Below are 26,104 nucleotides of genomic sequence, written 5' to 3'. Positions count from 1 at the left end.
TCCATTTTATGGACATGCCAAGTTGACATGTAAATTTTGTTGCCGCTTTGTGATCGCTCGCCGTGTTAGCGATCACAAATTTTGCCTTATTTGAGTTGGCATCTCCTTTGCAATAAGCAAAACAGCTTTATGAACCTCTTATAAAAGGGAAATAAGTTGTTATGCGGAAACATAATTTACGCCTGATCCTGTTTGTCTGCGCCATTGCCTCTCTGAGCGGCGTCATCCTTGGCTATGATGCGTCTGTCATATCCGGAGTGATCGATCCGCTGACGGAACATCTGTCACTCACCCCGTGGGAAAACGGCTGGGCCGTTTCAAATGTGATTCTTGGCTGCATCGCGGGTGCCTGGGGCGTGGGCTATATCTCCGATCGGATTGGCCGGAAATCAACACTGATTATTACTGCCGGGCTGTTTGTTATTTCTGCCTTAGGCTCTGCGCTGGCTAATACCCTGACAGACTTTGTCATCTGGCGTTTAGTGGGCGGGCTGGCGGTGGGTATGGCATCGGCGATTACACCGTTGTATATCGCTGAAGTCTCACCAAAAGACTGGCGCGGGCGCATGCTGGGACTGCAGCAGATACTGATGGTCGGTGGACAGGTGGCGGTGTATATCGTCAACTACCTGATCGCGCGTGGTATGTCCCACCAGTGGATTGTCAGCGAAGGCTGGCGCTGGATGCTGGCATCTGGCGTGGTGCCGTGCGCTCTGTTCCTGCTGCTGGTGCCGTTTATGCCGGAATCACCGCGCTGGCTGGCGCTGAACGGCAAAACCGAGCGCGCCCGCCAGGTCCTGACTCGCCTGTCGAATGCGCAGCATGCCGAACGCCTGCTGCATGAGATTCTGAGTTCCACAGAGCCTGGCGGTTCTCATACCCAACAGCGCGGTATTCTGCGCGATGCACGGGCCCGCTATATCCTGTTAATCGGTTGTGCTATTGCCGTGTTGCAGCAAATCTCCGGAATCAACATCCTGCTCTATTACGCGCCGTCGCTGCTGCAAAACATCACCGGCAGTACTCAGGCTTCGTTGTTTCAGAGTATTTTCCTCGGCCTTGCGCTGCTGGCAGGTGTGGCGGTCTGCCTGAGCACGATTGATCGCCTCGGTCGCACGCCGCTGCTGCGCTGGGGAGCGCTGGGTTGTGCGCTCTGCCTGGTGTTTACTGCATGGGCCTTTATCGCTCAGACAGATGGTGTGCTGCCGGTCATCGGACTGGTGGCATTCGTGCTGATCTTCGGACTGTCGTGGAGCCTCGGCGCATGGCTGCTGATTTCTGAAATCTTTCCCAACCGTATACGTGCCGTCGCCATGGGCTTCGCTTTTGCCTCGATGTACCTGGCCAATTTTATCGTTACTCAGAGCTTCCCGATGATGAACCGTAGCCGCGTGCTGATAGAACACTTTCACGGTGCCTTCCCGCTGATGCTGTGTGCGTTGGGCTGCTTGGTCGCGTTCTGGTTTGTGCGCCGCTTTCTGCCGGAAACCCGGGGCGTTTCGCTTGAACATATTGAGCCGCTGATGCTCTCCAAATCCCGTCGTTTCGCCGCTGAGGCGCAGCGATCTGATCAACACCCTTCCTCGTCCGTATGGGCGAAAGTGAAATAACAAGGAGTTTTTATGAACCAGAAAACAGTGCGTGTAGGTTTAATCGGCGCCGGCCGTATGGGCAGCTTCCATGCTGAAAATCTTGCCTGTCGCGTGCCCGGTGCCACGCTGGCGGCGGTGGCCGACCCCTTCCCAGGCGCAGCGGAAAAGCTCGCTGCCCGGCTGGGCATCAGCAAAGCGTACAGCGATTTGCATGCGCTGCTGCAGGATGAGGAAATTGATGCCATCGCGATTGCTGCACCGGCGCGCACGCATGCTGAGTGGGTGATTGCTGCAGCTAATGCCGGTAAACACGTGTTCTGTGAAAAACCAATGGCGGTCACGCTGGAGGAGGCCGATCGCGCAATCGCGGCAGCAAAACAGGCAGGCGTAGTGTTACAGGTGGGCTTTAATCGCCGCTTTGATTCCGGTTTTGCCGCAGCTATCGCCTCGGTTAAAAACGGCGATAACGGCACCACGCAACTCAGCCGTTCGGTGACGCGCGATCCTGGCCTGCACGATCCGGCAAAAATTCCGCAATGGACCATCTTTCTTGAAACGCTGATCCATGATTTCGATACCCTGCTGCACTTTAACCACGGCGCGAAGCCGGTTGAGGTGTACGCACTGGCCGACGCGCTGGTACGTCCGGACTATAAAGATAAAGGGCTACTGGATACCTCGGTGGTAACGATCCGCTTTGATAACGGCGCTATCGCCATTGCTGAGGCGAACTTTCAGGCAGTGTATGGCTATGACGTGCGTGGTGAGGTATTTGGCAGCAAAGGCATGCTGCAGGCGGGACATATCAACGTCAATAATTGCATGCGTTATACCGCCAGCGGTATTGCGGTTGAGACATCACGGCTGGATTCAGATTTGCTGCGCGAAGCCTATGTCGCGGAAATGACCGAATTTGCCCGCTGCATCCACAACAGTGAAACGCCCCGCGCCACCGGCGAAGACGCGCGTAATGCGCTGGAGATCGCGCTGGCCTGTATTAAATCCGTGCAGCGCAATCAGCCCGTTAAGCTGGGAGGTCGCTGATGGCCGGTTATCAACTCTCTGTCTGCGCGGAAATGGTGTTTACCGATTTGCCGTTTATTGAGCGCGTGCAACGTATTCACGCACTCGGTTTTGGCGTCGAAATCTGGGGTTGGGCCAACAAAGATATTGATGCGCTGGCGGCAACCGGCGCGCGCTTTACCTCTATGACCGGTTATCTGAGCGGTAATCTGACCGACGAGGCGGAAATTCAGGCGCTGCTGCAGAGCGCGGAAACTTCACTGGCGGTAGCGGCACGGCTGAACTGTCCGGTACTTAATCTGCATGGCACTGGCCTGGACGAACGCGGTTTGCCGGTCAAACCCGTCAGCACGGTGACCGGTGCCATGTGGCTGAAAGCGGCGGATACACTGCGGCGGGTGGCACAGCTCGGCGAACGGGCCGGGCGGGTGTTCACCCTCGAAAACCTTAATCTCCCAGTCGATCATCCCGGAACGCCATTTGCACTCGCAGCCGATACACTGGCGCTGGTTGAAGCGGTTAACAGCCCGGCGCTGAAGATGAATCTGGACCTCTATCATGCGCAAATTGGCGAAGGCAATCTGATTGAACTGCTGCGCCGCTGCGGTGCGGCGATTGGCGAGATCCAGGTTGCTGATGTGCCGGGCCGCCAGCAGCCGGGCACCGGTGAAATCAACTATCGCGCCATTGCACGGACGCTGCAGGAGATGAACTATTGCGGCACGGTCGCGATGGAGGGCTGGGCCAGCGGCGACAGTGCTATCGCGCTGCAGCAGTTCCGCGAGCACTTTACGGTGTAAACCTTTTCCGTCGGGTATTTGCCTGTTACCCGACGCTAAACAACTTCACTGAAAACAAGAACGATCTCAACCCTACAGGAATACATTATGAACATCAGAAACCTTTTTCTCTGTCTCTGCTCGCTAGTAATCAGCGTGAGTGTCAGCGCGAAAACCTTTACCGTTGGCGTGGCGCTCGCTAACTTTGATCTCAACTTTGTTTCAATCCTGCGCACTCAGATGCAGCAGGAACTTAACGCGAGCCAGCTCAACGGGCAGTTTGTTGATGCTAAAGGCGATGTCGCGTTGCAGGTGCAGCAGGTAGATGATTTTATCAATCAAGGGGTCGACGCCATTATCTTAAATCCGGTAGATACGCAGGGTGTCTTACCAATGATCAACGCGGCCAAAAGCGCTGGCATTCCGCTGGTTTTTGTTAACCGCAAGCCGGAAGTTAAGCTGCCCGCCAATATGGCCTATGTTGGGTCCGATTCGGCACTGGGCGGTGAAATGCAGATGGAGGCGTTGGCGAAGAAGATGAATTACAAAGGCAACGTGGCTATTTTGATGGGGGCCCTTTCGAATGAGGAAGCCCGTGAGCGCACCCGCGCAGTGGAGGCGGTTATCGGCAAATATAAAGATATGAAAGTCATTGAGAAGCAGACGGCAAAATGGCAGCGCAACGAAGCGGTAGATGTGGTTTCAGGCTGGCTGTTGAACCAGCGACCGATTGACGCCATAGCGGCAAATAACGACGAGATGGCAATCGGTGCGATCATGGCGTTAAGCCAGGCGAAAAACGAGAAGATTCTTGTGGCTGGCATTGATGGAACCCCTGATGGTCAGCAATTTATCAAAAACGGCAAAATGGCACTGACCATTTTCCAGGATGCAAGAGGACAGGCCACGGGGGCAGTTAGGGTGACTAAGGCGCTGCTGGACAAGCAAAAGGTTCAGACGCTTAACTGGATACCTTACCAGCTTATTACCCCTGAAAACTATCAAGCATTCTCTGATAAAAATTAATTGCATTTGTTGAAGAAGTTGATTTTATCATCACTCCTTCTGAGAGGTCTTCACAAATCACATCCTGAAAGATGGCGCACGGAAAGAAGACTATCCGGAAGAAGCATCCAGAGGCTTACTCATTAACCTGAATCATGTATTATTTATCTTAACAACAATTCAACCGAAGGCGTTTAAAAGGAGATAGCCTGAGAGCTCGCAATTCATACAGTCGGATTTAATTGATCAGGCACATGCAATGTGACAAGCATAACTGAATTGCCGATATTTTGAGATATTAGACAGCACTTTTGCCATTCTCTCAGTAAAAACATTCTGGCAGAGAGTGGCATCTTTAACTTGGTTTTTTTCTGAAGCTAAAAGGGGAGTTGTCCTTTTATGGCTGGAATAATGATGGGTTTTTCGCAATAAATGTTAAGGCGCTGGTTGATCTCGCAAAAAGTGACAGGCCGCCTGTCGGCGGCTTATTTTAAGGAAAGCCTTGTCTGAAAAGAGGGGAGATATCTCGTTTATCTTTCAACTTGCATTATTTTGAATATATAAGTAAGTACCCATTTAAATGCCGTGAATTCATGTTTTTATACTTCATTGAATTCTGTAGAATTCATTAAATATCTGAGATGAACAATCCAGCCTGCTTTAGATTACTAAAGTTAATTTTCATTCCGTTTAAGGTGGTCATACTGACCACCAGCATGGAATTAACCGTATTCTGATCAGATTGCGAAGGTATATTGAGAACATTTAAATTATAAAAAGATATTGCAGTATAGCTCAGAGTTTACCTCAAGGTTCATGTCAAGATAATTTTTAACATGCTCAGGCCATAAATTACGCGCTTACGCTATGACACGCTCTGAATTCAGATTTTATACACCCATCACCCGCTCCATCATCCCCTGATGTATCCAGCGTGGCGTTGCCCAGGTTAAGAAGGTGATTGCTTTATTACCCATTCCCGGCACGACACTCATCTTTCCGGCTTCAAGAGCACGAATACCGGCTTTAACAACGGGTGCAGGCTTCATCATGGCGCTTTTGAGCATGGGGGTGAGCTTTTGCTGAGCAGTCTCAGCAAACCCTGTGTCAGACATGCCAGGGCACAGAGCTGTAACGGTGATACCGTCTGGCTTTAGTTCGCGGTGAAGGGCATCCGAAAACCGTAGCACATAAGCTTTTGCTGCTGAATAAACGGCAAAATTTTTCACTCCCTGATAGGAAAGCAGGCTGGCAACCATCAGAATACGCCCTTTTCCGGCGTGCTTCATGTCTGCTGCAAATAACCGGGTTACCGCAGTCAGGCTGGCAATATCGAGGTTGATTATACTCAATGATTCATCAAGAGAATGATCAAGAAACCGTCCCTGTAACCCGTAGCCTGCGTTGTTTATCAGAGTCTCAACCTGAATATTCCGTGCCATTAAACGCTGATGAAGATCCCTGACTGCATCCATGTCAGAAAGGTCAACCTGCTCAACAAGGACATCAGTATAATAACGCTCACGGATTTCCTGCGCCAGGGATTCAAGTTTATCGAGTCTTCGTGCTACCAGAATGACCGATCTTCCCTGAGCGGCGAAACTGGCGGGCAAATTCTTCTCCAAACCCTCCGGAAGCCCCGGTGATCATTACCCATTCTACGCTTGTATTTTTCATATTGATAACTCCAGAAGTCATTATGTTATTAAAAAATGTTGACCTGATAAATAAAAAAGATAGCAGTGTTTCTTACTGAGGGTTTATTAACCAATTAAACTGGATCAAGATTTAAGAGGTATTTTTTCAGTCAATTGCAACATGAAATCAAACTGAACTTCGCTCGTTGTTACTGTCAGGAATCCAGCCCGCCAAAGAAAATCGTCCAAATGGTGTTTATGGTCAGTGAGAACCAGCCTTGGCTTGATGTTTTCTGCCTGGGTCATCATTGCCATCCTCACGCAATCTGGATGTCGAAGAAAAAGCCGTAAGTGCTGTACTGAAATTTCCGGGATTAGCGAAATAACAGTATGAAAAGAAGTCAGATGCAGGCTCTGAAATATCAAACTTAAATCACAGCGACAGGGACTGAGGATAATTATCTCTGCTTCCTCTGAAACAGACTGGTAATCATCCAGGCTCCAGCAAGGAAATGCAGTTGCCAGTTTCTGAACGCGACTGCAGTCGGAAGGGTAAAGAAACACCTGCGTTTCAGGCATGGCACGGAAAATTGCCATAATAATGCTTTCAGATAATGAATTCAGACCTATAAATCCTATTCTGCACATATATCCCCCGGGCAACAGCCTCACATCGTTATATCGGTAAAAATTCTGCTTTTGATGCGGGCAAAGCTGGATTGCTATTCTTTCGAATATCAGGATGCGATGTCGCTCATCTCAGGCGGCAGCCACCCTCCGCCAAGAGCCCGAAAAGCGGCTACCGCTGCACGCGCGCTTTCGGTCTGAGCCTGTGCTTTTGCATCTGAAGCCTTAAGAAGATTTTCATCATCATGTAAAACGTCAATCAGGCTTGCGGTACCCTGTTTCCATGCAATAAAAGACGACTGACGGGCATCAGACAGTGCGGTTACCCCTCTGGAAAGCGTGTTGGTTTGCAATTCCCTGTTGAGCAGAGACGAGAAAGCATTTTCAACCTCTTCACTGGCACGCAATACTTTCAGGCGATAAGCGGCAAGTGCTTCCGCTTCCCGCCCCTTCGCCTGGTCTATCTGCGCGTTAATACGACCGAAATCGAAAAGCCGCCAGCGCAGCCCCAGGACGCCTGCAGCCTGGCTGGCACCGCCGGAGAAAAGATTATCGCCTGATACAGACGTCGCGCTGCCGAGTAAGGCACTGAGGGTAAACTTCGGATAATACTCGCTCATGGCAACGCCTATACGCGCATTTGAGGCCGCAAGATTACGCTCGGCCACGATAATGTCAGGCCGGCGGCGTAACAGGTCGGCAGGTGTTCCTGTAGAAGTTAATTGTGGCGCTTGCGGAATGGCTGCCGGTAATGCCAGCTGCCTGCGGTGGGTACCCGGCGGCGTTCCAAGCATCACATCCAGCGCATTCATGGCGCTGTCGAGTCCTGTTCGAAGAGCCGGCACGGTTGCCTGTATCTGTGCCAGCGCTCCCTCCGCCTGACGAACCTGAAACATGGGAACCAGTCCTTTGGTCTGAAGCAGCTTCACTTTTTCAAGCAGCTCCTGCTGCGTTCGGACCTGTTTTTCCGCGATATCCAGCCTGGCCTGTAATCCACGCAGGGTAATATAAATATCAGCCGTCTGTGCAGCCACAGCAAGGCGGGTGGCGGCTACCCCCGCTTCAGAGGCCTGATAGTCAGCAAGAGCAGCCTCGCGACCGCGACGCAGACCGCCAAAAAGGTCAATCTCCCACCCTGCATTGAGATCGGCCTCATAGCTGTTACCGTAACGGTTGTAATCCGGTCTGGAACTGAGAACCTGCCCCAGGGGTGTTTCATCTGACTGATACGCACGTGCTCCCTGACCGCTGACGTTTGCTGAAGGTAATAGTGCTGCTGAGGCCGCGCCCAGTCCGGCGCGTGACTGTGTCACCCGGGCTGTCGCCTGGGCAAGATCAAGATTCTGCGACAGAGCGTCCGTTACAAATTTACTCAGCAGGGGATCATTGAACCCTTCCCACCAGACGGCAAAACTGGCAGGTCGGGATACACTTCTGCTCAGGAGTGCAGATTCACCCATGTAACGCTTCGCTAGGGGGGCATCCGGGCGATGATAATCTGGTCCGACGGCGCAACCTGCCAGTAAACTGGTAATCAACATCACTGCAAAAGGGCGTGTGAGGAACAAGGAATATTCCTTGTGATAAATTAAGATTGTGACTAAATTACCAAATAGTCACTCGTTGTCAATCAGCGTTTGTTACGATAAGCTGGAAAAATGAATAAATACATCACTGCTCACCCCTCCCGGGGGCCTTCAGAACATATGATCCGTGACCAGGTGGTTGCAGCTGCGACGGAACACTTCGGGCACTTCGGTTATGAAAAAACTACGGTCTCCGATCTGGCAAAAGCCATAGGATTTTCTAAGGCCTATATATACAAATTTTTCGATTCTAAACAGGCAATTGGAGAGCAAATCTGCTCCAATCGTCTGAGTATGATAATGGAAATTGTCAACTCCGCAGTTGCCGGCTCCCCGACGGCATCTGAAAAGCTGAGACAGCTGCTTAAAGCGCTGACAGAATCCGGAAGTGATCTTTTCTTTCACGACCGCAAGCTCTATGACATAGCCGCCGTTGCTGCACGTGATAAATGGCCATCAGCTGCGGTGCATGAAGAACGCATTCAGCAACTCATTGAAAAGATAATCATTGAAGGACGAAGTTCGGGAGAATTCGAGCGAAAAACGCCTCTTGACGAAGCAACTCAGGCTATTTTTCTGGTCATGAGACCTTACATCAGCCCGGTTCAGCTGCAGTACAACCTTGATTCTGCTGCATCCGCTGCTGCCCTTCTTTCCTCACTCATATTACGAAGCCTTGCCCCCTGATGTTGTGACTATTGACATTTATGGTCACTAGAATAAAAATGCGGTTACTTTCCTTTTACTTTATTCAGGTAACCCATGTTCAGGATAAAACCTGTCACCCTGGCTGTATGCCTGTTGCCGTTGGCCCTGGTGGCCTGCGGTGACAATTCTGCTACCGATGATCCACGCACTCAGCCTCCCCTTGTAAGAGCTGTTAACGTGGGGGCGGCGAACGCTCTTTACCGTTCATTCACCGGCATTGTTGTTGCGCGTACACAGAGTGACCTTGGCTTCAGGGTTCAGGGAAAAATTCTTGAACGCCTCGTTGACACAGGAGAAACGGTTAAACGTGGACAGCCGCTCATGCGCCTCGACCCTGCTGATCTCAGTCTTCAGGCTCAGGCACAGCAGCAGGCGGTAACTGCCGCCCGCGCCCGCGCCCGGCAAGCTTCTCAGGATGAAGCGCGTTACCGCGGCCTTGTGGCAGCAGGCGCCGTTTCAGCATCAGCGTATGATCAGATTAAGGCCGCTGCAGATACTGCAAATGCCGATCTCAGCGCTGCACAGGCGCAGGCAAATGTTGCACAGAATGCCAGGAGCTATGCCGTACTTCTTGCTGACTCTGATGGCGTGGTAATGGATACGCTTGCTGAACCAGGCCAGGTAGTCAGCGCAGGCCAGCCGGTGATAAGGTTAGCCCGGGCGGGGCAGCGTGAAGCCCTTGTCCAGTTGCCTGAAACACTCAGGCCAGCTCCTGAAAGCCAGGCTGAAGCGACACTATACGTCGCTAAAGATCAGTTCGTAAATGCACGGCTTCGCGTGCTTTCTGATGCAGCAGACCCATTAACACGTACTTTTGAAGCGCGTTATGTACTTGAAGGTGCGCTGGCCAGTGCGCCATTGGGTGCAACGGTCACGCTACGTATTGCTGACGAAAAAGTTTCCCGTAAGGTAATGGTCGTCCCCCTGACTGCACTCATAGACAATGGCAATGGCCCGGGAGTATGGGTTATTACCGGTCAGCCCGCCCGGGTATCCTGGCGGGCGGTACAGGCAGAGGGCCTGAGTGACGATATGGCAAAAGTCAGCAGTGGAATCAGTGCCGGCGATAAAGTGGTTGCGCTTGGAGCTCACCTGTTGCATGACGGCGAAACCGTCCGCGTAGCGCTTCAGGGTGATGGCAGCATTGCCGGAGGCCAGCCTCATGAGTAACGCCCGTTTCAATCTCTCTGCGCTAGCCGTGCGGGAGCGTTCAATTACCTTATTCCTGATCATCCTTATCACGGTCGCGGGCATCCTCGCTTTTTTTGAGCTGGGTCGGGCAGAAGATCCGCCGTTTACAGTCAAACAGATGACGATCGTTACCGCGTGGCCGGGTGCGACGGCGCAGGAAATGCAGGACCAGGTTGCTGAACCGCTTGAAAAGCGCATGCAGGAGCTTAAGTGGTATGACCGGACCGAAACCTACACCCGACCGGGAATGGCATTCACCGTGCTCTGGCTGCAGGACAGTACACCTCCGTCGCAGGTGCAGGAAGAGTTTTATCAGGCACGTAAGAAACTGAATGATGAAACTAAAAACCTGCCTGAAGGCGTCATCGGACCTATGGTTAATGACGAATTTTCGGATGTCACATTTTCCCTTTTTGCTCTGAAAGCTAAAGGTGAACCTCAGCGTTTACTGGTGCGCGATGCAGAATCGCTGCGTCAGCGTCTGCTCCATGTACCGGGTGTCAAAAAGGTCAACATCATTGGCGAGCAGACGGAACGCATTTTTATCTCTTTTTTCCACGACAGGCTGGCCACACTTGGCGTTTCGGCCCAGGACATATTTTCAGCACTGAACAACCAGAATGTCCTGACGCCTGCGGGTTCAATTGACACTCAGGGACCTCAGGTGTTTATCCGCCTTGACGGAGCTTTTAACAAACTGGAACAGATCCGCAAAACGCCTGTTGTCGTGAATGGTAGAACGCTGCAGCTGTCGGATATTGCTACCGTTGAACGGGGATATGAAGATCCTGCGACGTTTCTAATCCGGAATCAGGGAGAACCCACTCTGCTGCTGGGCATTATCATGCGGGAAGGGTGGAACGGACTGGAACTGGGCAAATCTCTTGATGCCGAGGCCGCCAGTATTAACGCATCAATGCCACTGGGAATGACACTGACGAAAGTCACCGATCAGTCGGTGAACATCAGCTCTGCAGTAGATGAATTTATGATCAAATTCTTTGTTGCGCTGCTGGTGGTGATGGTGGTCTGCTTCGTCAGCATGGGCTGGCGTGTAGGCGTAGTGGTTGCCGCTGCCGTACCGCTGACGCTGGCGGTCGTTTTCATCGTCATGGAGGCATCAGGTAAGAACTTCGACCGCATAACTCTGGGTTCACTGATTCTGGCGCTGGGACTGCTGGTGGATGACGCCATCATTGCGATTGAAATGATGGTTGTAAAAATGGAGGAGGGATACGATCGTATTAAAGCCTCAGCCTATGCCTGGAGCCATACTGCCGCTCCGATGCTGGCAGGAACCCTGGTTACGGCCGTGGGCTTTATGCCTAACGGCTTTGCGCAGTCTACCGCCGGTGAATATACGAGTAACATGTTCTGGATAGTCGGTATTGCGCTGATAGCCTCCTGGGTAGTCGCCGTGGTCTTCACACCTTATCTGGGCGTGAAAATGCTGCCGGAAATCAAAACGATATCAGGTGGCCACGCCGCAATCTATGACACGCCGCGCTATAACCGTTTTCGCCAGTTACTGACTCGCTTTATCGCCCGGAAATGGATAGTTGCAGGAACGGTGATCATCGTCTTTACCATTGCTATTCTCGGCATGGGCATTGTTAAGAAACAGTTCTTCCCGACATCCGATCGTCCTGAGGTGTTGATTGAGGTTCAGATGCCTTACGGCACTTCGATTGAACAGACCAGTGCAACCACGGCAAAAATCGAAGACTGGCTGAAAAAGCAGAAAGAGGCAAAAATTGTTACTTCCTACATCGGGCAGGGATCGCCCCGCTTCTACCTTGCAATGGCACCTGAGCTTCCCGATCCTTCATTTGCGAAGATTGTCGTCCTGACAGACAGCCAGGATGCCCGCGATATCCTCAAACATCGACTGCGTGAAGCCGCAGCCAGCGGGCTGGCTCCGGAAGCACGTGTTCGCGTAACACAATTGGTATTTGGTCCGTACTCGCCTTATCCGGTGGCTTACCGGGTAATGGGACCTGATCCGGCTAAATTGCGTGAGATAGCCAGCAAAGTAGAGGCTGTCATGCAGACCAGCCCCCTGATGAGGACCGTTAATACGGACTGGGGACAGCGCGTGCCGACGCTGCACTTTTCACTGAATCAGGATCGCCTTCAGGCTGTAGGGCTGACATCGGGTGCCGTTTCGCAGCAACTCCAGTTCCTGCTCTCTGGCGTGCCCATTACGTCCGTTCGTGAAGATATCCGCTCCGTTCAGGTGATGGGGCGCGCAGCAGGCGATATCAGGCTCGACCCCGCTAAAATATCCGGATTTACGCTGGTGGGATCGTCAGGCCAGCGCGTTCCGCTGTCTCAGATAGGTGATGTTGAGGTCAGAATGGAAGACCCCGTGCTGCGGCGTCGCGATCGGACCCCGACTATTACCGTAAGAGGCGACATTGCAGACAGCATGCAGCCGCCCGATGTTTCTATGGCGATTCTGAAACAGTTGCAGCCCATTATCGCTAAGCTGCCGGCCGGTTACCGTATTGAGCAGGGAGGCCCTATCGAGGAGTCAGGTAAAGCAACAAAAGCAATGGCTCCGCTGTTCCCGATCATGATTGCCATCACGCTGCTGATCATCATTCTGCAGGTGCGCTCGATGTCGGCGATGGTGATGGTGTTTCTGACTGCACCACTGGGGCTGATTGGCGTTGTACCGATCCTTTTACTTTTTGGTCAGCCGTTCGGGATAAATGCGCTGGTAGGGCTTATCGCGCTGTCGGGAATTCTGATGCGTAACACATTAATTCTGATAGGGCAGATCCATCACAATGAGCATGAAGGGCTGACACCATTTGAATCCGTTGTGGAAGCAACGGTTCAGCGCGCCCGACCCGTCTTACTGACGGCACTGGCCGCCATTCTGGCATTTATACCGCTCACGCATTCTGTTTTCTGGGGAACCTTGGCTTACACGCTGATCGGCGGAACCTTCGCCGGCACTATCGTTACGCTGGTTTTCCTGCCTGCTATGTATGCCATCTGGTTCAGGATTCGTCCTGAAAATCAGAAGCATGCGGAAGCTAAAGCCGCAGAATAATCGTAAATCTCAGGGGGATACGTCTCCCTGTACGCTGGCTTAGGTCAGCACGCTATGCAATCAAAAGCATGAGGTTTTCAGCATGAATCAGAATAACTCCGGGCGAATCGTCATCACCGGCTGCGGTATTGTCAGCCCCTTAGGATGTGGTACGGAGACCGTCTGGCGCAGACTTATTGAGGGCCGGTCGGGAATAACAATGCTTCCGCCTGAAATCAGAGAGGGCACAGGTATATCCGTTGCCGGAAGGGTTCCATCAATCGCAGAAGATCCTGAAGCCGGTTATGAGCCAGAACGTTACATCACCGCTAAAGAGCGCAAAAAAATGGACCGTTTCATTGAGTTTGCTCTGATTGCAGCTCAGGAAGCCCTGACTCAGGCGGGCTGGCAGCCCGATAATGAACACGCCCGTGCACGAACGGCAACTGTCATTGCCTCGGGGGTGGGAGGATTCGGTGCGATTGCCGATGCAGTGAGAACGACCGATACACGCGGACCTCGTCGTTTATCACCTTTTACCGCGCCCTCTTTTCTCGCCAACATGGCTGCCGGGCATGTCTCTATCCAGCATGGTTTCCGGGGACCTATCGGCGCGCCAATAACGGCATGCGCAGCGGGTGTACAGGCTATCGGTGATGCAGCGAGGTTGATTAAAGCAGGAGAAGCAGACATTGCGGTTTGCGGGGGTACAGAAGCCGCAATAGATCGCGTCACACTGGGATGTTTTGCTGCTGCCCGTGCGCTGTCCACAAACAATGGAGACAAGCCTGGTGAAGCCTCAAAACCGTTTGACAAAGATCGGGATGGATTCGTGATGGCCGAAGGAGCCGGAATACTGGTCATCGAGTCTCTGGAGCATGCTCTAAAACGTGGTGCAACACCTTTGGCTGAGCTGGTGGGATATGGCACCAGCGCTGATGCATGGCATCTTACTGCCGGACCTGAAGATGGAAGCGGAGCTCGCAGAGCCATTGAGCTTGCCCTGGCTCAGGCAGATGCGAGTGCCGATGATGTACAGCACATCAATGCTCATGCCACTTCAACAGTGGTTGGGGATAAAGGTGAACTCTCGGCCATCCGGGACATATTTGGCAACTTCAGCAAAGTTGCCATCAGTTCTACCAAATCAGCTACCGGACATCTGCTGGGTGCGGCTGGCGGTATTGAGGCCATCTTTACCGTGCTGGCTCTGCGTGATCAGGTTATTCCGCCGACGCTGAATTTACACCATCCTGATGAAGCTGCTGAGGGGCTAGACCTGGTTGCGTTGAAGGCGCGTTATTCTTCCATCCGGCATGCGTTATCAAATGGATTCGGGTTTGGTGGTGTGAATGCAAGCGTTCTCTTCCGACGATGGGAACTTGTTTGATGTAATATATAATGAAAATTGCCTATGTCCGCTTAAGTCACGAAGCGGACATTTTGCCTGAGCTTTCCTTTGTGAGCTTTAACGTCAGGCCAGCAATGTGTAAGCAAGCTGAAACTCCGCGCTTCCCTCACTTTTTACTCCTCACTTTATCCCTCACTTTTCCGGCAGCTGATAATTGTTGTTTCTTCATCGTTGACTGTTACCATCCAGTGGCCTTCAAGCCTGGCCAGCCAGCGACTGAAGTGTTTGCTGAAGGTGCTGCTGGCGTAGGGTTAGGATTTCACACTGCAAGCGCATCAGCGCGACTTCTTAATTTTGTGTCCAGAAAACGAATAACGCTATTCTAAACAGATAGTTACTGGATCAGCACCAATCCCCCTATCCGCTTCAAATATCCGTCATGCAATATTGTTAGGTCTGCTTATCCGGTCGCTATATAGGCTGGTATTTGCTATGCAATTCTGGCTGTGCGCAAAGATAGCAAGCTTCAGGCTCAGCAAATGCATATTGCCGCTCAGGCTGAATAATGGTTAGAGGCTTTGCTCTCGTTGGTATAACCCTGATGCAGGCCAGCCTGTATCAGAGATATGTAATCATCTTAACGCTTCACCTGAAACTCTGCGTCCGGAGCAGCCCAAAGGCGCTTACGCCCTGTAATTCTTCGACTTCACCTGTCAACTTATGGTGGTGTTATAAAATCCCCATGTCCTCGGCGATTTAAAAAAATGCATCAGAGAAAGGCATCACAAGTGGTTTTAATTTGACCAGGTAGCTCAGTCTGGCAGGTGGAAACCATTTTTATTCATTAATTTCATGACTTTAAGAACTGGTCTAATGACACCCCCAGGAAAAAAGTGTACAAGTGATTTTGAATATTAACCTTAATTATCAATAATTTAATTGACCTGCCGCCGCCACCATGAAAATGCAAAAATCAGCCGTTTTCCGCGGGGCCGCCGCCTCGTGGTTAGGGTACCCCGCCGGGAGGACCCGCTCGTTTTTCCACGTCCTGCCGGCCACAGTGGCTCACCATCAACAGGCTGGTGATCGGTTTAGAAAATGAAAATCAGGCACGTAAGGGTTTTACCCAAATAGTGCAAAACCTTCAGACTGTTGCAATGGCTTCTAAGTAGGGGCGAACATTCAAACACAGCCTAAGTCCTTGATTTGTCCGAGACCGTCACTTTGACTGCCCTGCGAGAGCTGGCAGTAAAATGATTAATGAATAACTTCCTGATTTTATTACGAGTGGTCACAGTGACCACCAGCCTCTTAACTCTCAATGCGGTCACTAGTTTGAGGACTGCCTCGCTCTTCGGTCAGGCACAGAGTACGTAAGCTATTGTTTATTTCATCCGCCCTCACTTTGAGTGACACAGGTCATGCTCTCCATGAATTCCTTTTTAGAATGAAAAGCGTAAAGTAGGAAAAAGGATGGTATTAAGAGCATTTCGATTTCAGAGAAAGCGGCCAAAACGAGTTTCTGAGCATCAATAATGTGAGCCACGACGATATGCTGTCCTTTCAGCGGGTGCCACCGCAGTGATGGGCATGACCCCGAAAAATAACGGTGAGCACGGTGACGTGGAGAAGGTCAGCCGCCTATTTATGCGCAATGATCACATGCCGCCACAAAAAACAGTTTGAGCAGTCAAATAATTTGCTCAATTAATGTAGAATAACATCTAAAAAATATTTTTAATTAGCATCTTCATCATCTGTCTTTTGAGGTGAAGGCGTTAGAATTTCTTTTTTCTCTTCTCGCTCCCTGCGCAAACCAGCTTTTTTGAGCAGTGCATCAACTGATTCGTCTCCTTTCGATATGTATTCTTTAAATTTTGGTGATGATAACACCTCCATTAGCGGCGAAGACGGATGAGAATCCTCCACAAACCTCAACGGCGGTTTCTTCTAAGCGCGATAAAGCATTTCCAAAAAGACGCTGAGAGAAAGATTCATCTAAACCTATTGCCTCGTTTTTATAACCCTCATAAGCTTTAGAAACAGACGCTTTGAATTCATAGTCTTCAGCTAATCTGAATCTTTGTCCAATTTGCTTTGTCGCCAGCCAAGCAAACCACAGCGGAGCACCTACACTGAGGAGCGAAAGAAATAACTGAACAAGTAATTTCATCGAGGAAGCATCTGTATTTGATAAATAATGTTCCAAGACTTGGAGCCTAAAATAGCCAACCACTGCGCCTGTTGCTAAGGCTCCTGTTAAACCAAAAACCCACCATCGTATGCTAGCATTCAGCTTTTGTGCTTTATCTTCGAATGCACCTGCCAAGCCTTTGGTAGTAGTAGTCCTAAAAGCAATTTCACATCGATCAATATATGACTGCGCTTCTGTAGAATAATTTTGCATATATTCATTGATTGAATCATTCATCTCATTAGTTAGATCATGAATCTTTGATCGTCTTTCAAACAAATCATCATATGCTATAATTGATTTTTTATTAAGATTGACTATCTCTTCATTGCTTTGAGATGAAAGATGTCTAATACGTTCTAAATCCTCACTTAATGATCTTAAGGTTTTTAACGTTGTAGGTAATTGCTCAGCTGCTTCATAGGCCTCATTAATTATCGATATTTTATTTTCAATATCGCCAGCTTTCAATTTTATCGACTCTAAGTTATCATCATACATTGCAAGTCGATTAAGTACACTCTTAGGCAATAACTCTCTATTTGCAAGAACTTCAAAAGAGAAAAGCTCATTGATTTCATTGCTAATAAAAAGCATCGTCAACATGAAAGAAATTATATACTGTGACGCAGTATTAGGTTGGCCGCTGCTAATGTTAGTGACGCTACCTTTTGCTTTCTCAATAGCATCTATACATGAATCTATTCTATTTACATCATTATCATTAGGCTCAAATTTTTTAAACTTCGTAATTTTATTTGCTAAGTCAGCGGGTAAGTAGATCAAATCATTTATGTGAAGTGAAGGAAACAAAGCAGCGTTCCATGTTGAAATGTCTTCATTAGGATAGGTAAGCGATTCCAACAAAGTGTGAAGCTGATCTAGTTTTTCTTTTAACTCAGTTAACTTGATATGCATAACGCGTCCATTGCTCAGAAAGTGTTAGGATTTATCCTAATTGCAATCTATCTGCTTTTCAACGTTGTTGATACTGTTCAACAGGCTCTCACTCCCGCCAGGCCTATTCGCTTTAAGTATTAGTTTTCGCGCATCTACATGACCTAAGCATAAGCCCGTCGTTAACAAACATAACATCCCTTCACACTGCCTGCTCATAGGCCTTCTCAGCTTACAAGGTCCGCTTCTAACACAAAGCGGACATTCGGCATAGGGTTGCCTGAGCAATCAGTAACTACAGGCAGTAATGTTTAAGCAAACTGCCACCTTCCTTCACCTCTCCTCACTTTATCCCTTACTTTTCCGGCAGCTGATAATTATTATTTCTTCATCGTTGATTGTTACCATCCCGTGGCTTTCAAGCTTAGCCAGCCAGCGACTGAAGTTTTTGCTGACATCTATACCCATAGCTTTCATGTAATCACGCAGTAATGCGCGGGTACAGGCTTCACCGTTTTCTCCGGCTGCGGATAAGCGCCCACAGAGTGGCATGGTTTTCACTCAGGTTAGGGATACTCGATAAAGGTGGATCATGCTCATCAACATTACGGGCCACGTCCCGCACCGCCAGCGAATGAATCTCCTCATCCTCTTCATCCGTGAACAGCTTTACCGGCTGCAGGTCGTACGCCCGGCGCTTCGGCTCCTCAGCATCCTTCAATTTCGTGCAGGTCAGTATCAGGGCGATTTGTTCAACCTCTTAATTATTGGACACATAAAAAACAGCAATTCTGTTTTGAACGCACGAAAAAAAAGAATAGTACTTTAACTCTCCGCCTCTCCACTTTTTGCGTTTTTTACTTTATTTTCATACTGTTAATCGGTGGAGAGTTGTTATTCAAGTGTCCACTACTCTCCACCCATTCCTCAGACTCTCCACCTGTTCTTTCTGCTTTTTAGAAGGAAGGTGGAGACTGTCCACTCTGACTCTCCACCCCTTAACTATCTGTTTTACAATAAATATATAAATAATGGGTGGAGAGTTAATAATTAACTGTCCACCCATTAATCTGTTGTTATAAAAGTGAAAGTCACTAAAAGTGGAGAGTAGTGGACACTTTTTTAATTTATTTATTTTTCCTGTTCTCCGGCAGCAAAAGGCAACCACGCTTCAGCATCCCGGCTGAGCGTGAGGTTAGAGCGCATATGGCCCTTGGTACTTTTCCTGCGAAGATACGCTTTACCATACTCAGCCATGGCCCCGGGCATATCCGTACCGAAGCGCGTTAGAGATACCGGCTTGCTCAGCCCGTTCGCCCGCATGTAAGCCATGTAGGCGTGGTAGAGATAGCGACGCGGGCTGAACGGAACAATTTCTGCATTGCCGATAAACATGCCGTCACACTGCGGTGAAGCCGTCAGATAACCGCAGAAATCCACCAGCGCATCGCATTCGCGCTTGATGGTCAGGGCCTCCTCAGACGTCTGCTGTTCAGACAGCAGCTGACGCGCCTCCTGCTGGTCTGCAAAGCGGGTGAGAAGGTGGCGGATGATGACCGGCAGCTCAGCCTCAATTTTTACCGTCATCAGCGGATCACGTTCGTTCTCCGGAATGACCCGTGAAAAGTTAAAAATAACCCGGCGCCGCGATATGCCCCCGCTGCGATCGCTGAAGGTCATGGCGTTATTGTTGACGGCCAGAATGACGGCCGGGATGCGCGTGGAGTATGGCGCCTTATGCTTGGGATCAATTGCCACCTTGTCTCCGCCGGTAATGGCCTTGATGCCGGCACCGTCACCGGCATAGCGGGTCATGTCCGGCATGATGATGAGCGAGTACCCCACGATGAGCGCGCGCTCACGCGGGTTCTCCAGCGCGGCCATGCTGGCTGAGACGGTGTTGCCCTTGCCGGCCAGCATGGTGCAGATTTCGGCCATCACACTTTTCCCGCTTCCCCCTGCCCCCGTGACTTCGAGGAAAAGCTGCCAGTCATAGCGGTTGGCCATCACCATATAGAGAGCGGCCAGTATCCGGTCAGCCTTACGCGGGTGATGCCCGGCGCACCCGTTCAGCCACTGCTGAAAAACAGGCGCGTGCTCTGCCAGCGTTTCGTTCTGCACAGCCGCCGTGAAGGTGACGTCACTGGCGATAAGCAGCCAGTCACCGGGATCGTGCGGGCGAAAAATGCCCTGCCGGGTGTCAAAAACCCCGTTAACGAAACCGACAAGATGGCGGGACGGCGCCCCCATCACCGGCAGGCTCAGCTTCATGGCATCGACGGCATTCTTCATGGCCGGCATGGAATACGCCGTTTCGCTGTCGATAAAAATAGCCGCCATCTGGCGTGCCAGCTCCCGGTCGCTCAGAGGTTGCCAGACGATGCCGTTATAGTGATGAACCACGTCTGAGTCAGCATCCAGCGCCAGCTGCCCGTTATAATAATTAAGGAGCACCTCGCCGCGCTGGCTGGGCCCCATCTGGGAAAGAGGAAGCCCTGCCTGGCGGGATGCTTTCCCCTGCTCCTCTCCGGCGTTAAAGAGTCGGTTGATACGTGCCGTATCACACAGCAGTGCCTTAACCGTTTCCTCGCCCGTAAAACCGGCGATCAGGTCTACCCGCTTCTGGCGCTGCTTTTTTGCATCTGTCTGACAGAGGCCGTCTTCACAAAGGGCTTCGTAGCTCATGCCACTGCCCGGCACAAAGTCTTTCATTTTTTGCGCCAGTCGGCCGTAGCAGGAATGTTTATCCCGGTGCCGTGAAGCGGCCTCATGGACCGCTTTTTTATCAAGGGGATGGCCATTCACCCACAGGTAAATGCAGGTGAACAGCGCGTCAGACAGGATCTCCGTCTCCATTTCCGTCATGCTCATTTCGGTATCCCTCCGCTCATCTGGAACTTGCCAATCAGCGGGTGATACCAGTACGCCGAGCCGTATTTACGCTTGGCAGCACGTAGTACCAGCCGGGCCGCTTCACGAAACTTCTCGTCCGGCACCAGATAGCCTCCCGTCTTATGCCGCACCAGCATCACGCCTGCGTTGTGCGCCAGTTTCCTCGGCTTTTTTGGTGGAAATACCAAATTCAGCCGCCAGCGTGCTGACCGGCGCCATACCGGGCGGAATGGTACCGCCCTGTGAGTCCACCAGCGCATTCAGGCGGGCCTCCAGGTCTCCGACACGGGCAGTAAGCGCCTCGACCCGGCCGGCCAGTTCATTGAACTTCACGTTACTGATCATGTTGCTTTCCTCCGTCTGCCCTGAGCGCCCGGTAGACCTCAAAATTGATATCGCAGGCCAGACTGATGAGATGCATCATCTGGGGCGAGCACTCTTCACAGGCTTTATCCATAATCACCTCATACAGGGAGGTGGCCATTTCGGCATAATATTCAGCCTGATCTAAATCCATGGGCTCACGCATTCCGGGCCTCCTGAACGGGAAGCTGGTCCGCGAAAGAAAGGATGAAGCAAGGGGCCAGCAGGCGGCAGGCTTCCTGCTCTGAGCCGGCATCGATGCAGAGACGAAACGGGGGAACAGACCGGTCCTGGCGGGAAATGGCGGGGAGGCGATACTGATATTTGGGATGAGTTTGGGTATGCTTGTTCATAGCCATAACTGTTACTCCGATTAACGGTTTGGTAAGAAGCCCGGTTAGTGTTCGCGCACTACCGGGTTTCGCGCCCTGAAGGTGTATGTCACCTTTGCTTTTGACGTTAGCCCAAAGTGAAATACACCTCAAGTCTTTTCGTCTAGTTTTTCCTGAGTATAATGAAATACACCCAACACAAGGATTTTGAGCAATGGCAACTGGTGCGAAGAACGCAAAGTCGCAAATGACCACCGTAAGAATTCCCCACGAAGTGATGGAAGATATTGAGCGATTACGGGAAATTGGTGAAAGCACAGCTGGATTTTTGGTTACCGCTGCTAAAGGTGAGATCAAACGCCGCCAACGGAAACTGGCTCGCGATAATGACAAAGATTCACTGTAGTCAGTATTAACGAAGTGCCAATCAGATATTTTTTGCGTAACCACCAGCATGCTCAACTTCTGCCCGCTTTCACCAGCGCGTTCATCCTCTCCCGGACCCGCAACCCGATCCTCTGCTCGTGCCAGATTTATATACTGGTGCTGCTTAGCGCCTGGGGCTTTTAATCCGTCGCGGCTTTCGTTGTAGCCGGGCAGAGATTCCTGGCTGATTTCAGGTTGAGCAAAGCCGCTGGAACTTAATCCATTTTTTCTGGTTTTCATTTTCAGGCCCCGTTACGTTGCGGCGAAGACATCCAGCTAAGGAGGATGGGTTTCGTTTACTGCGCCCGCTGACTGGCTGGTATAGCCACTGCGCGGCGCTCCGCCAGCCAGCGGTTGATTTCAACGGCATCAAACGCGGCCACGCGTTCAGACAGCTTTACTGGGCGAGGAAGTGTGCCATTTTTAGCCTTTCTCCAGATCGTGGACTCACTCACACCGAGTAATTCAGCCAGGCGCTTAGGTCTGATCATTCCGCTTGTTGGAATCGTTTCTTTAGCTGGTTCCTGTAATGACATGATTTTCTATCGTTCCGTATGCGTTGTCTTGCGACGTTATGAAAGAGAGTAGTGAGTAAAAATACAGTATTCCATCAAGACTGGATTCTGATGAAAGAAGGATTGGAACCATTGAAAAATACGCGATCCATTGAGAAAGGGTGAAATTCAAACTGCATTTATTATTCAGCAATCTATTGAAAATAAATCATTTAAATTTCTGGCAGGATGAAAAGGTTAAAAAGAATTGCGAACGGATAAGAATGGAAGAGGACAGTGGGCTATCTGGGTGAGAACATATGAACCATTGTCAGCATTCATAATGGTTAACGAGGCAATTAGAGGGGTAGCCAGGAGCGTCCCCCTTTTAACTATTCATCATCGTAAAATGACGCTAAGGATGATTTGCTTTTGGAGGCGAACGTTGATCTTCCAAGGCCTTTGGTAGATACATTTTCTTTTTCAAGCAAGAACAGTACATCCTTATATATTTCTGATATCGTCGGTTTTTCGACGGAGCCATATTTACCCGTTGGATGCTTGGCTGCCAGTAACTTAATCAATGCCCCCATCATTTTTAGTGTTCCATTTTCCTCATCAGTTTTTCTGTGCTGGCCGCGTCCGGTTTTTCTGACGGATGACATCGTTTCGACTAAAGAGCGCCCGCCAAAAGCAAACATGTATTTTTCCCAGTCGTTTCTGTAAAGGAATGTGAGAAGAGCTTCTCGCCCACGCTTGAGGATAATTTCTGGCGTAATTCCCTGGCGCATAAAATCATGAGCGGCTGCGAAGACCAGGTCGGCATCCACTTCATCGTTCACTGTAAGGAGGCTTATATTCAGGCTACGAATGTTCCGGGTTATGGCCTTACGAATATCTGACGCCTCTTCCGCTACGTCGTCAGGCAATTCTTTCAATTTTTTATTTGGATTGATGCCGTAAAGCGTATTAATCACTTCGGCAATTGTAACCATCCTCTGTGAGGTTATACGTTCGAAAACGCCAATATTCAGCAATTGCATTATTAACCCTTTTTCTTCGCTAAAGGCGTCACGTTGTATCGCTCTCCACGTTCCAGCGTTACTAACAGATCTGCCCACTGACTAAGAGCTGCTTTCCTTTCCTCAAAATACTGGTGCCGGTTGTAAACGCCCTCGACCCCTTTGATGCGGTGGTTAAGGCATCGTTCAGCCACGACCGGATCGCATCCCAGCGAAGCCAGATGAGTACGTGCAGTGCGGCGGAAATCATGAATGGTAAAGCTGGGCACGTCCGCCATTTCAGCCCGTATTTTTGCCAGCGCCACCGGCAGCGTGCTTTCCTGAATATGGGGGATCATGCGGTGCTGCATCTTTCTGGCTGGCAGGACCCATTTGCTGTTGCAGGAAAAGGTATGCAGCTCTTTCAGCCAGGTCAGTGCGGGGAGCGACAAGGGAATGTCGATTGCATCACCATTCTTTGTGCGCTCTGCTGGCAAATGCCAGATACCCTCATCCAGATCAAACTCCGCCCATTGCGCAGCGCACAGCTCCATCTTTCTGACACACAGCGCCAGTAGCAGCTTAAAAGTGAGTGCATTTTGACGGCTGAAGCCCTTAGCCGTTCGCATCGCCTGGAATAGTTTTATCAGCTCATCACGACTCAGCCACCGATCGCGGCTAACCTCTTTACCACCCGCATCAGAAATTTCAAAGGCAGAGCAGGGGTTAACTGCCAGAATATGACGCTTAATGCCGTAATCAAAAATGCGGCGTGTCCAGCGCAGAACGTCAGTGGCAACGGTCGGCGCGCCACGGTCTACGATCGCCTTCAGCATGTCATCAATGTGGCGGGGCTTAACGTCCTCTACCTTCATTTTTCCGATACGGGGATTGATGTCTTTATCCAGGCGGCGACGCAGTGTATCTGGATGCTTCCAGCGTGGCAGGATCTGACGCTCAAAGTATTCCGCCGCCAGCTGGGATACGCGTATGGCGTTCTTCTCTGCCTCAATCTTTGCCAGCGCATCAGCTTTGCGTTGCCGTTTTTCTCCGGACACGTCATAGCCCAGCGCCACCCGTGCGGCTAACTCCCTGACCGTTTCTCTTGCTCTGGCTAGCGACAGCTCCGCATAGGATCCAATAAGCATGGCGCGCGCTTTGCCTGAGAACTTATAGCGGAAGCGCCAGACAGGCGTCTGGTAGTTCTCGCGGTAAGACAGGTAAAGGCCGTTCCCGTCCGATTTACCCTCAAACCTTACGCCGGCTTTAATCCAGGCTCGTATTTGTGCGTCAGTCAGCTTGGGCATCTCTGATTCCCGTAGTGGTTATCGGTGTACACCTGAACATCTGGCATTTGCGTTAGATGTACACCCAGGTGTACACGGTAATCATGCGCTCCCCTGCATCTTTATGCTAGCTCCTGAGAGTAAAAAAGCCCGCAAGTAGCGGGCTTATAAGGAATTTTGCATACTTATGGATATGTGTGAAATGCTACTCAATATTCTGAATCTGCTCGCGCATCTGTTCGATTAATACCTTCAGCTCAATCGCCGATGCGGTGACGTCCGCATTGATCGATTTCGACCCCAGCGTGTTCGATTCGCGGTTGAATTCCTGCATCATGAAGTCGAGGCGGCGGCCGACGGCCTCTTTTTTGCCGAGGATGTTATAGGTCTCTTTAACATGCGCTTCCAGGCGATCCAGCTCTTCCGCGACGTCGATGCGCTGCGCCATCATCACCAGCTCCTGCTCGAGACGATTGTTTTCCAGCTGCACTTCCGCTTCTTCCAGCTTCGCCACCAGGCGCTCGCGCTGCCATTTCAGGATCTCAGGCATCTGCGCACGCACTTTCGCCACTTCCTGCTTCACGCCTTCGAGGCGCTGTTCGATCATGCCTTTCAGCGCGGCGCCTTCGCTTTCGCGCGCGACGATGAAGTCATCCAGCGCGCCGTCCAGCGCGCTCAGCAGCTGGGCGTTAATCGCATCGAGATCCTGTTCCTGCGCGGACATCACGCCAGGCCAGCGCAGAATGTCCATCGGATTGATGGCGCCTTCGTCGCTCTGCATCTTCACCCAGTTGGCGGCCAGCACCAGCTGCTTCGCCAGGGTTTCATTCAGCATCAGTTCGCCCTGCGCGCCAGGATCGGCGTCGAAACGCAGGTTGCACTCGATTTTGCCGCGCGTCAGGCGCTGACGAATGCGCTCGCGGATAACCGGCTCCAGACTGCGAAACTGCTCCGGCAGACGAATATAGGTTTCAAGGTAACGCTGGTTAACGGAGCGAAGCTCCCAGGCGGCGCTGCCCCAGGTTCCTTTAGCTTCGCGGCGGGCGTAAGCGGTCATACTGCGGATCATAATCGGCTACTCTTTGTCAGAAATTATGCAGCAAGTATAGCGACACCCGCCGCCCGCTAACAGGCATAAGCGCAGGTGCGGGCGAATAAGGAAACATTTCCGCTTTTGCGGACAGACACTTATGATGACCGCTAACCGTTTTGATAAGGATACCGCCGATGTTCCGCTCTGTTGTCCTTTCCGTGGCGCTGGCCGCGCTGCTGGCCGGTTGCCAGGCGCCGCGTCCGCTCCCGCCGCCGACCAAACCGATTGCCGTATGCGCAGGCGGCGAAATGATGATGCAAACCACGCTCTGGTTCGGTCTCAGTAAGCCGCAGGGCGGAATGGTGAGCCGCGACGACTGGCAGCAGTTCCTCGATAAAGAGGTGACGCCGCGCTTCAAAGCGGGACTCAGCGTCTACGACGCCAGCGGCCAGTGGCTGGAGAAAAGCGGCAAGCTGGCGCGCGAGCCGAGCAAGGCGCTGATGCTTATTCACGGCGCGGAGAATGGCGTTAACGACGATATCGAAGCGCTGCGCACGCTTTACAAGCAACGCTTCGGCCAGGAGTCAGTGATGCGCGTCGACGCGCCGGTGTGCGTGGGATTTTGAATAAAACGGCGGCTGCAAGGC

23 protein-coding genes and 1 pseudogene are annotated in these 26,104 nt (G+C 51.1%); 12 read left to right on the top strand and 12 right to left on the bottom strand.

Annotation, left to right across the window (positions count from 1 at the left end):
- Positions 1-161 precede the first annotated feature (161 nt).
- The 4 genes from AC6I7Z_RS19065 (at position 162) to AC6I7Z_RS19050 (ending at position 4,420) form a co-directional block, all read left to right on the top strand.
- Positions 162-1,610, top strand: a complete 1,449-nt coding sequence (locus AC6I7Z_RS19065; RefSeq protein WP_497815328.1) for a sugar porter family MFS transporter — start codon at positions 162-164, stop codon at positions 1,608-1,610.
- A gap of 12 nt (positions 1,611-1,622) precedes the next feature.
- Positions 1,623-2,636, top strand: a complete 1,014-nt coding sequence (locus tag AC6I7Z_RS19060; protein ID WP_497815327.1) for a Gfo/Idh/MocA family oxidoreductase — start codon at positions 1,623-1,625, stop codon at positions 2,634-2,636.
- Positions 2,636-3,415: a TIM barrel protein gene (locus tag AC6I7Z_RS19055; RefSeq protein ID WP_238561325.1), complete on the top strand. Its 780-nt coding sequence runs from the start codon at positions 2,636-2,638 to the stop codon at positions 3,413-3,415. Before AC6I7Z_RS19060 ends, AC6I7Z_RS19055 begins: the two co-directional genes overlap by 1 nt.
- 87 nt (positions 3,416-3,502) lie before the next feature.
- Complete coding sequence (locus AC6I7Z_RS19050; protein ID WP_264249963.1) at positions 3,503-4,420, top strand: substrate-binding domain-containing protein; 918 nt, start codon at positions 3,503-3,505, stop codon at positions 4,418-4,420.
- A gap of 869 nt (positions 4,421-5,289) precedes the next feature.
- Here the strand turns inward: AC6I7Z_RS19050 and AC6I7Z_RS19045 are convergent.
- The 3 genes from AC6I7Z_RS19045 to AC6I7Z_RS19035 all read right to left on the bottom strand — a co-directional run bounded on the left by AC6I7Z_RS19045 (position 5,290) and on the right by AC6I7Z_RS19035 (position 8,204).
- Entirely contained in the window at positions 5,290-6,024 is a 735-nt protein-coding gene (locus tag AC6I7Z_RS19045; protein ID WP_497815326.1) for an SDR family NAD(P)-dependent oxidoreductase, read from the bottom strand.
- A 156-nt stretch (positions 6,025-6,180) separates the two neighbouring features.
- A complete protein-coding gene (locus AC6I7Z_RS19040; RefSeq protein ID WP_497815325.1) occupies positions 6,181-6,633 on the bottom strand; it encodes a hypothetical protein in 453 nt (150 codons plus the stop codon).
- Between the two features lie 140 nt (positions 6,634-6,773).
- Positions 6,774-8,204, bottom strand: a complete 1,431-nt coding sequence (locus AC6I7Z_RS19035) for an efflux transporter outer membrane subunit (protein ID WP_497815474.1) — start codon at positions 8,202-8,204, stop codon at positions 6,774-6,776.
- 117 nt (positions 8,205-8,321) lie between these two features.
- Here AC6I7Z_RS19035 and AC6I7Z_RS19030 point away from each other — a divergent pair, with 117 nt between their 5' ends.
- The 5 genes from AC6I7Z_RS19030 (at position 8,322) to AC6I7Z_RS19010 (ending at position 14,925) form a co-directional block, all read left to right on the top strand.
- Positions 8,322-8,936, top strand: coding sequence for a TetR/AcrR family transcriptional regulator (locus AC6I7Z_RS19030; protein ID WP_238561321.1), 615 nt, complete (start codon positions 8,322-8,324; stop codon positions 8,934-8,936).
- 75 nt (positions 8,937-9,011) lie between these two features.
- Positions 9,012-10,127, top strand: a complete 1,116-nt coding sequence (locus AC6I7Z_RS19025; RefSeq protein WP_497815324.1) for an efflux RND transporter periplasmic adaptor subunit — start codon at positions 9,012-9,014, stop codon at positions 10,125-10,127.
- On the top strand, positions 10,120-13,209 hold the full coding sequence (locus AC6I7Z_RS19020; protein WP_497815323.1) for an efflux RND transporter permease subunit: 3,090 nt from the start codon (positions 10,120-10,122) through the stop codon (positions 13,207-13,209). Before AC6I7Z_RS19025 ends, AC6I7Z_RS19020 begins: the two co-directional genes overlap by 8 nt.
- An 82-nt stretch (positions 13,210-13,291) precedes the next feature.
- The gene (gene fabF, locus AC6I7Z_RS19015) at positions 13,292-14,578 is read left to right on the top strand and encodes a beta-ketoacyl-ACP synthase II (RefSeq protein ID WP_275027140.1); all 1,287 of its coding nucleotides are present in this window, start codon (positions 13,292-13,294) and stop codon (positions 14,576-14,578) included.
- Between the two features lie 11 nt (positions 14,579-14,589).
- Positions 14,590-14,925 carry a hypothetical protein gene (locus AC6I7Z_RS19010; protein WP_497815322.1) on the top strand — a complete coding sequence of 112 codons (336 nt, stop codon included), beginning with the start codon at positions 14,590-14,592 and terminating at the stop codon, positions 14,923-14,925.
- 1,484 nt (positions 14,926-16,409) lie between these two features.
- Here the strand turns inward: AC6I7Z_RS19010 and AC6I7Z_RS19005 are convergent.
- Positions 16,410-17,651, bottom strand: coding sequence for a hypothetical protein (locus AC6I7Z_RS19005; protein ID WP_497815321.1), 1,242 nt, complete (start codon positions 17,649-17,651; stop codon positions 16,410-16,412).
- A 571-nt stretch (positions 17,652-18,222) separates the two neighbouring features.
- Between AC6I7Z_RS19005 and AC6I7Z_RS19000 the strand changes: the two genes are divergently transcribed.
- The gene (locus tag AC6I7Z_RS19000) at positions 18,223-18,459 is read left to right on the top strand and encodes a hypothetical protein (RefSeq protein ID WP_497815320.1); all 237 of its coding nucleotides are present in this window, start codon (positions 18,223-18,225) and stop codon (positions 18,457-18,459) included.
- A 302-nt stretch (positions 18,460-18,761) separates the two neighbouring features.
- Here AC6I7Z_RS19000 and AC6I7Z_RS18995 read toward each other — a convergent pair whose 3' ends face one another.
- The 4 genes and pseudogenes from AC6I7Z_RS18995 to AC6I7Z_RS18980 form a co-directional block, all read right to left on the bottom strand.
- Positions 18,762-20,501: a DNA primase family protein gene (locus AC6I7Z_RS18995; protein ID WP_497815319.1), complete on the bottom strand. Its 1,740-nt coding sequence runs from the start codon at positions 20,499-20,501 to the stop codon at positions 18,762-18,764.
- Positions 20,498-20,867 (bottom strand): annotated as a pseudogene (locus AC6I7Z_RS18990) (hypothetical protein). Before AC6I7Z_RS18990 ends, AC6I7Z_RS18995 begins: the two are co-directional and overlap by 4 nt.
- Positions 20,857-21,051 (bottom strand): hypothetical protein, encoded by a 195-nt coding sequence (locus tag AC6I7Z_RS18985; RefSeq protein ID WP_497815318.1) that lies wholly within the window; start codon positions 21,049-21,051, stop codon positions 20,857-20,859. The pseudogene AC6I7Z_RS18990 and the gene AC6I7Z_RS18985 overlap by 11 nt, the downstream one beginning before the upstream one ends.
- Complete coding sequence (locus AC6I7Z_RS18980; protein ID WP_497815473.1) at positions 21,044-21,238, bottom strand: host cell division inhibitor Icd-like protein; 195 nt, start codon at positions 21,236-21,238, stop codon at positions 21,044-21,046. Before AC6I7Z_RS18980 ends, AC6I7Z_RS18985 begins: the two co-directional genes overlap by 8 nt.
- A 193-nt stretch (positions 21,239-21,431) precedes the next feature.
- Here AC6I7Z_RS18980 and AC6I7Z_RS18975 point away from each other — a divergent pair, with 193 nt between their 5' ends.
- Positions 21,432-21,623 carry a YlcI/YnfO family protein gene (locus tag AC6I7Z_RS18975; protein WP_497815317.1) on the top strand — a complete coding sequence of 64 codons (192 nt, stop codon included), beginning with the start codon at positions 21,432-21,434 and terminating at the stop codon, positions 21,621-21,623.
- A 316-nt stretch (positions 21,624-21,939) separates the two neighbouring features.
- Here the strand turns inward: AC6I7Z_RS18975 and AC6I7Z_RS18970 are convergent, their stop codons facing one another.
- The 4 genes from AC6I7Z_RS18970 to AC6I7Z_RS18955 all read right to left on the bottom strand — a co-directional run bounded on the left by AC6I7Z_RS18970 (position 21,940) and on the right by AC6I7Z_RS18955 (position 25,493).
- Entirely contained in the window at positions 21,940-22,179 is a 240-nt protein-coding gene (locus AC6I7Z_RS18970) for a helix-turn-helix transcriptional regulator (RefSeq protein ID WP_132466170.1), read from the bottom strand.
- Between the two features lie 350 nt (positions 22,180-22,529).
- Complete coding sequence (locus AC6I7Z_RS18965; RefSeq protein WP_497815316.1) at positions 22,530-23,180, bottom strand: hypothetical protein; 651 nt, start codon at positions 23,178-23,180, stop codon at positions 22,530-22,532.
- Positions 23,181-23,182: 2 nt separating this feature from the next.
- Positions 23,183-24,445 carry a tyrosine-type recombinase/integrase gene (locus tag AC6I7Z_RS18960; RefSeq protein WP_238561307.1) on the bottom strand — a complete coding sequence of 421 codons (1,263 nt, stop codon included), beginning with the start codon at positions 24,443-24,445 and terminating at the stop codon, positions 23,183-23,185.
- 184 nt (positions 24,446-24,629) lie between these two features.
- Positions 24,630-25,493 carry a YicC/YloC family endoribonuclease gene (locus AC6I7Z_RS18955; RefSeq protein ID WP_497815315.1) on the bottom strand — a complete coding sequence of 288 codons (864 nt, stop codon included), beginning with the start codon at positions 25,491-25,493 and terminating at the stop codon, positions 24,630-24,632.
- 158 nt (positions 25,494-25,651) lie between these two features.
- Here AC6I7Z_RS18955 and AC6I7Z_RS18950 point away from each other — a divergent pair, with 158 nt between their 5' ends.
- On the top strand, positions 25,652-26,083 hold the full coding sequence (locus AC6I7Z_RS18950; protein WP_497815314.1) for a DUF3574 domain-containing protein: 432 nt from the start codon (positions 25,652-25,654) through the stop codon (positions 26,081-26,083).
- Positions 26,084-26,104 lie beyond the last annotated feature (21 nt).

This window comes from Pantoea sp. X-Soil-MYKO-1289, assembly GCF_059730625.1.
The sequence above is the reverse complement of the archived record's forward strand: the minus strand, read 5'-3'. Positions and strand labels throughout refer to the sequence as shown.

Excerpts from the sequence above, each read along its gene's own strand:
- AC6I7Z_RS19065 (WP_497815328.1), top strand. The coding sequence starts at position 162 with ATGCGGAAACATAATTTACGCCTGATCCTGTTTGTCTGCGCCATTGCC.
- AC6I7Z_RS19060 (WP_497815327.1), top strand. The coding sequence starts at position 1,623 with ATGAACCAGAAAACAGTGCGTGTAGGTTTAATCGGCGCCGGCCGTATG.
- AC6I7Z_RS19055 (WP_238561325.1), top strand. The coding sequence starts at position 2,636 with ATGGCCGGTTATCAACTCTCTGTCTGCGCGGAAATGGTGTTTACCGAT.
- AC6I7Z_RS19050 (WP_264249963.1), top strand. The coding sequence starts at position 3,503 with ATGAACATCAGAAACCTTTTTCTCTGTCTCTGCTCGCTAGTAATCAGC.
- AC6I7Z_RS19040 (WP_497815325.1), bottom strand. The coding sequence starts at position 6,633 with ATGGCAATTTTCCGTGCCATGCCTGAAACGCAGGTGTTTCTTTACCCT.
- AC6I7Z_RS19035 (WP_497815474.1), bottom strand. The coding sequence starts at position 8,204 with ATGTTGATTACCAGTTTACTGGCAGGTTGCGCCGTCGGACCAGATTAT.
- AC6I7Z_RS19030 (WP_238561321.1), top strand. The coding sequence starts at position 8,322 with ATGAATAAATACATCACTGCTCACCCCTCCCGGGGGCCTTCAGAACAT.
- AC6I7Z_RS19025 (WP_497815324.1), top strand. The coding sequence starts at position 9,012 with ATGTTCAGGATAAAACCTGTCACCCTGGCTGTATGCCTGTTGCCGTTG.
- AC6I7Z_RS19020 (WP_497815323.1), top strand. The coding sequence starts at position 10,120 with ATGAGTAACGCCCGTTTCAATCTCTCTGCGCTAGCCGTGCGGGAGCGT.
- fabF (WP_275027140.1), top strand. The coding sequence starts at position 13,292 with ATGAATCAGAATAACTCCGGGCGAATCGTCATCACCGGCTGCGGTATT.
- AC6I7Z_RS19010 (WP_497815322.1), top strand. The coding sequence starts at position 14,590 with ATGAAAATTGCCTATGTCCGCTTAAGTCACGAAGCGGACATTTTGCCT.
- AC6I7Z_RS19005 (WP_497815321.1), bottom strand. The coding sequence starts at position 17,651 with ATGCATATCAAGTTAACTGAGTTAAAAGAAAAACTAGATCAGCTTCAC.
- AC6I7Z_RS19000 (WP_497815320.1), top strand. The coding sequence starts at position 18,223 with ATGCTCATCAACATTACGGGCCACGTCCCGCACCGCCAGCGAATGAAT.
- AC6I7Z_RS18995 (WP_497815319.1), bottom strand. The coding sequence starts at position 20,501 with ATGAGCATGACGGAAATGGAGACGGAGATCCTGTCTGACGCGCTGTTC.
- AC6I7Z_RS18985 (WP_497815318.1), bottom strand. The coding sequence starts at position 21,051 with ATGCGTGAGCCCATGGATTTAGATCAGGCTGAATATTATGCCGAAATG.
- AC6I7Z_RS18980 (WP_497815473.1), bottom strand. The coding sequence starts at position 21,238 with ATGAACAAGCATACCCAAACTCATCCCAAATATCAGTATCGCCTCCCC.
- AC6I7Z_RS18975 (WP_497815317.1), top strand. The coding sequence starts at position 21,432 with ATGGCAACTGGTGCGAAGAACGCAAAGTCGCAAATGACCACCGTAAGA.
- AC6I7Z_RS18970 (WP_132466170.1), bottom strand. The coding sequence starts at position 22,179 with ATGTCATTACAGGAACCAGCTAAAGAAACGATTCCAACAAGCGGAATG.
- AC6I7Z_RS18965 (WP_497815316.1), bottom strand. The coding sequence starts at position 23,180 with ATGCAATTGCTGAATATTGGCGTTTTCGAACGTATAACCTCACAGAGG.
- AC6I7Z_RS18960 (WP_238561307.1), bottom strand. The coding sequence starts at position 24,445 with ATGCCCAAGCTGACTGACGCACAAATACGAGCCTGGATTAAAGCCGGC.
- AC6I7Z_RS18955 (WP_497815315.1), bottom strand. The coding sequence starts at position 25,493 with ATGATCCGCAGTATGACCGCTTACGCCCGCCGCGAAGCTAAAGGAACC.
- AC6I7Z_RS18950 (WP_497815314.1), top strand. The coding sequence starts at position 25,652 with ATGTTCCGCTCTGTTGTCCTTTCCGTGGCGCTGGCCGCGCTGCTGGCC.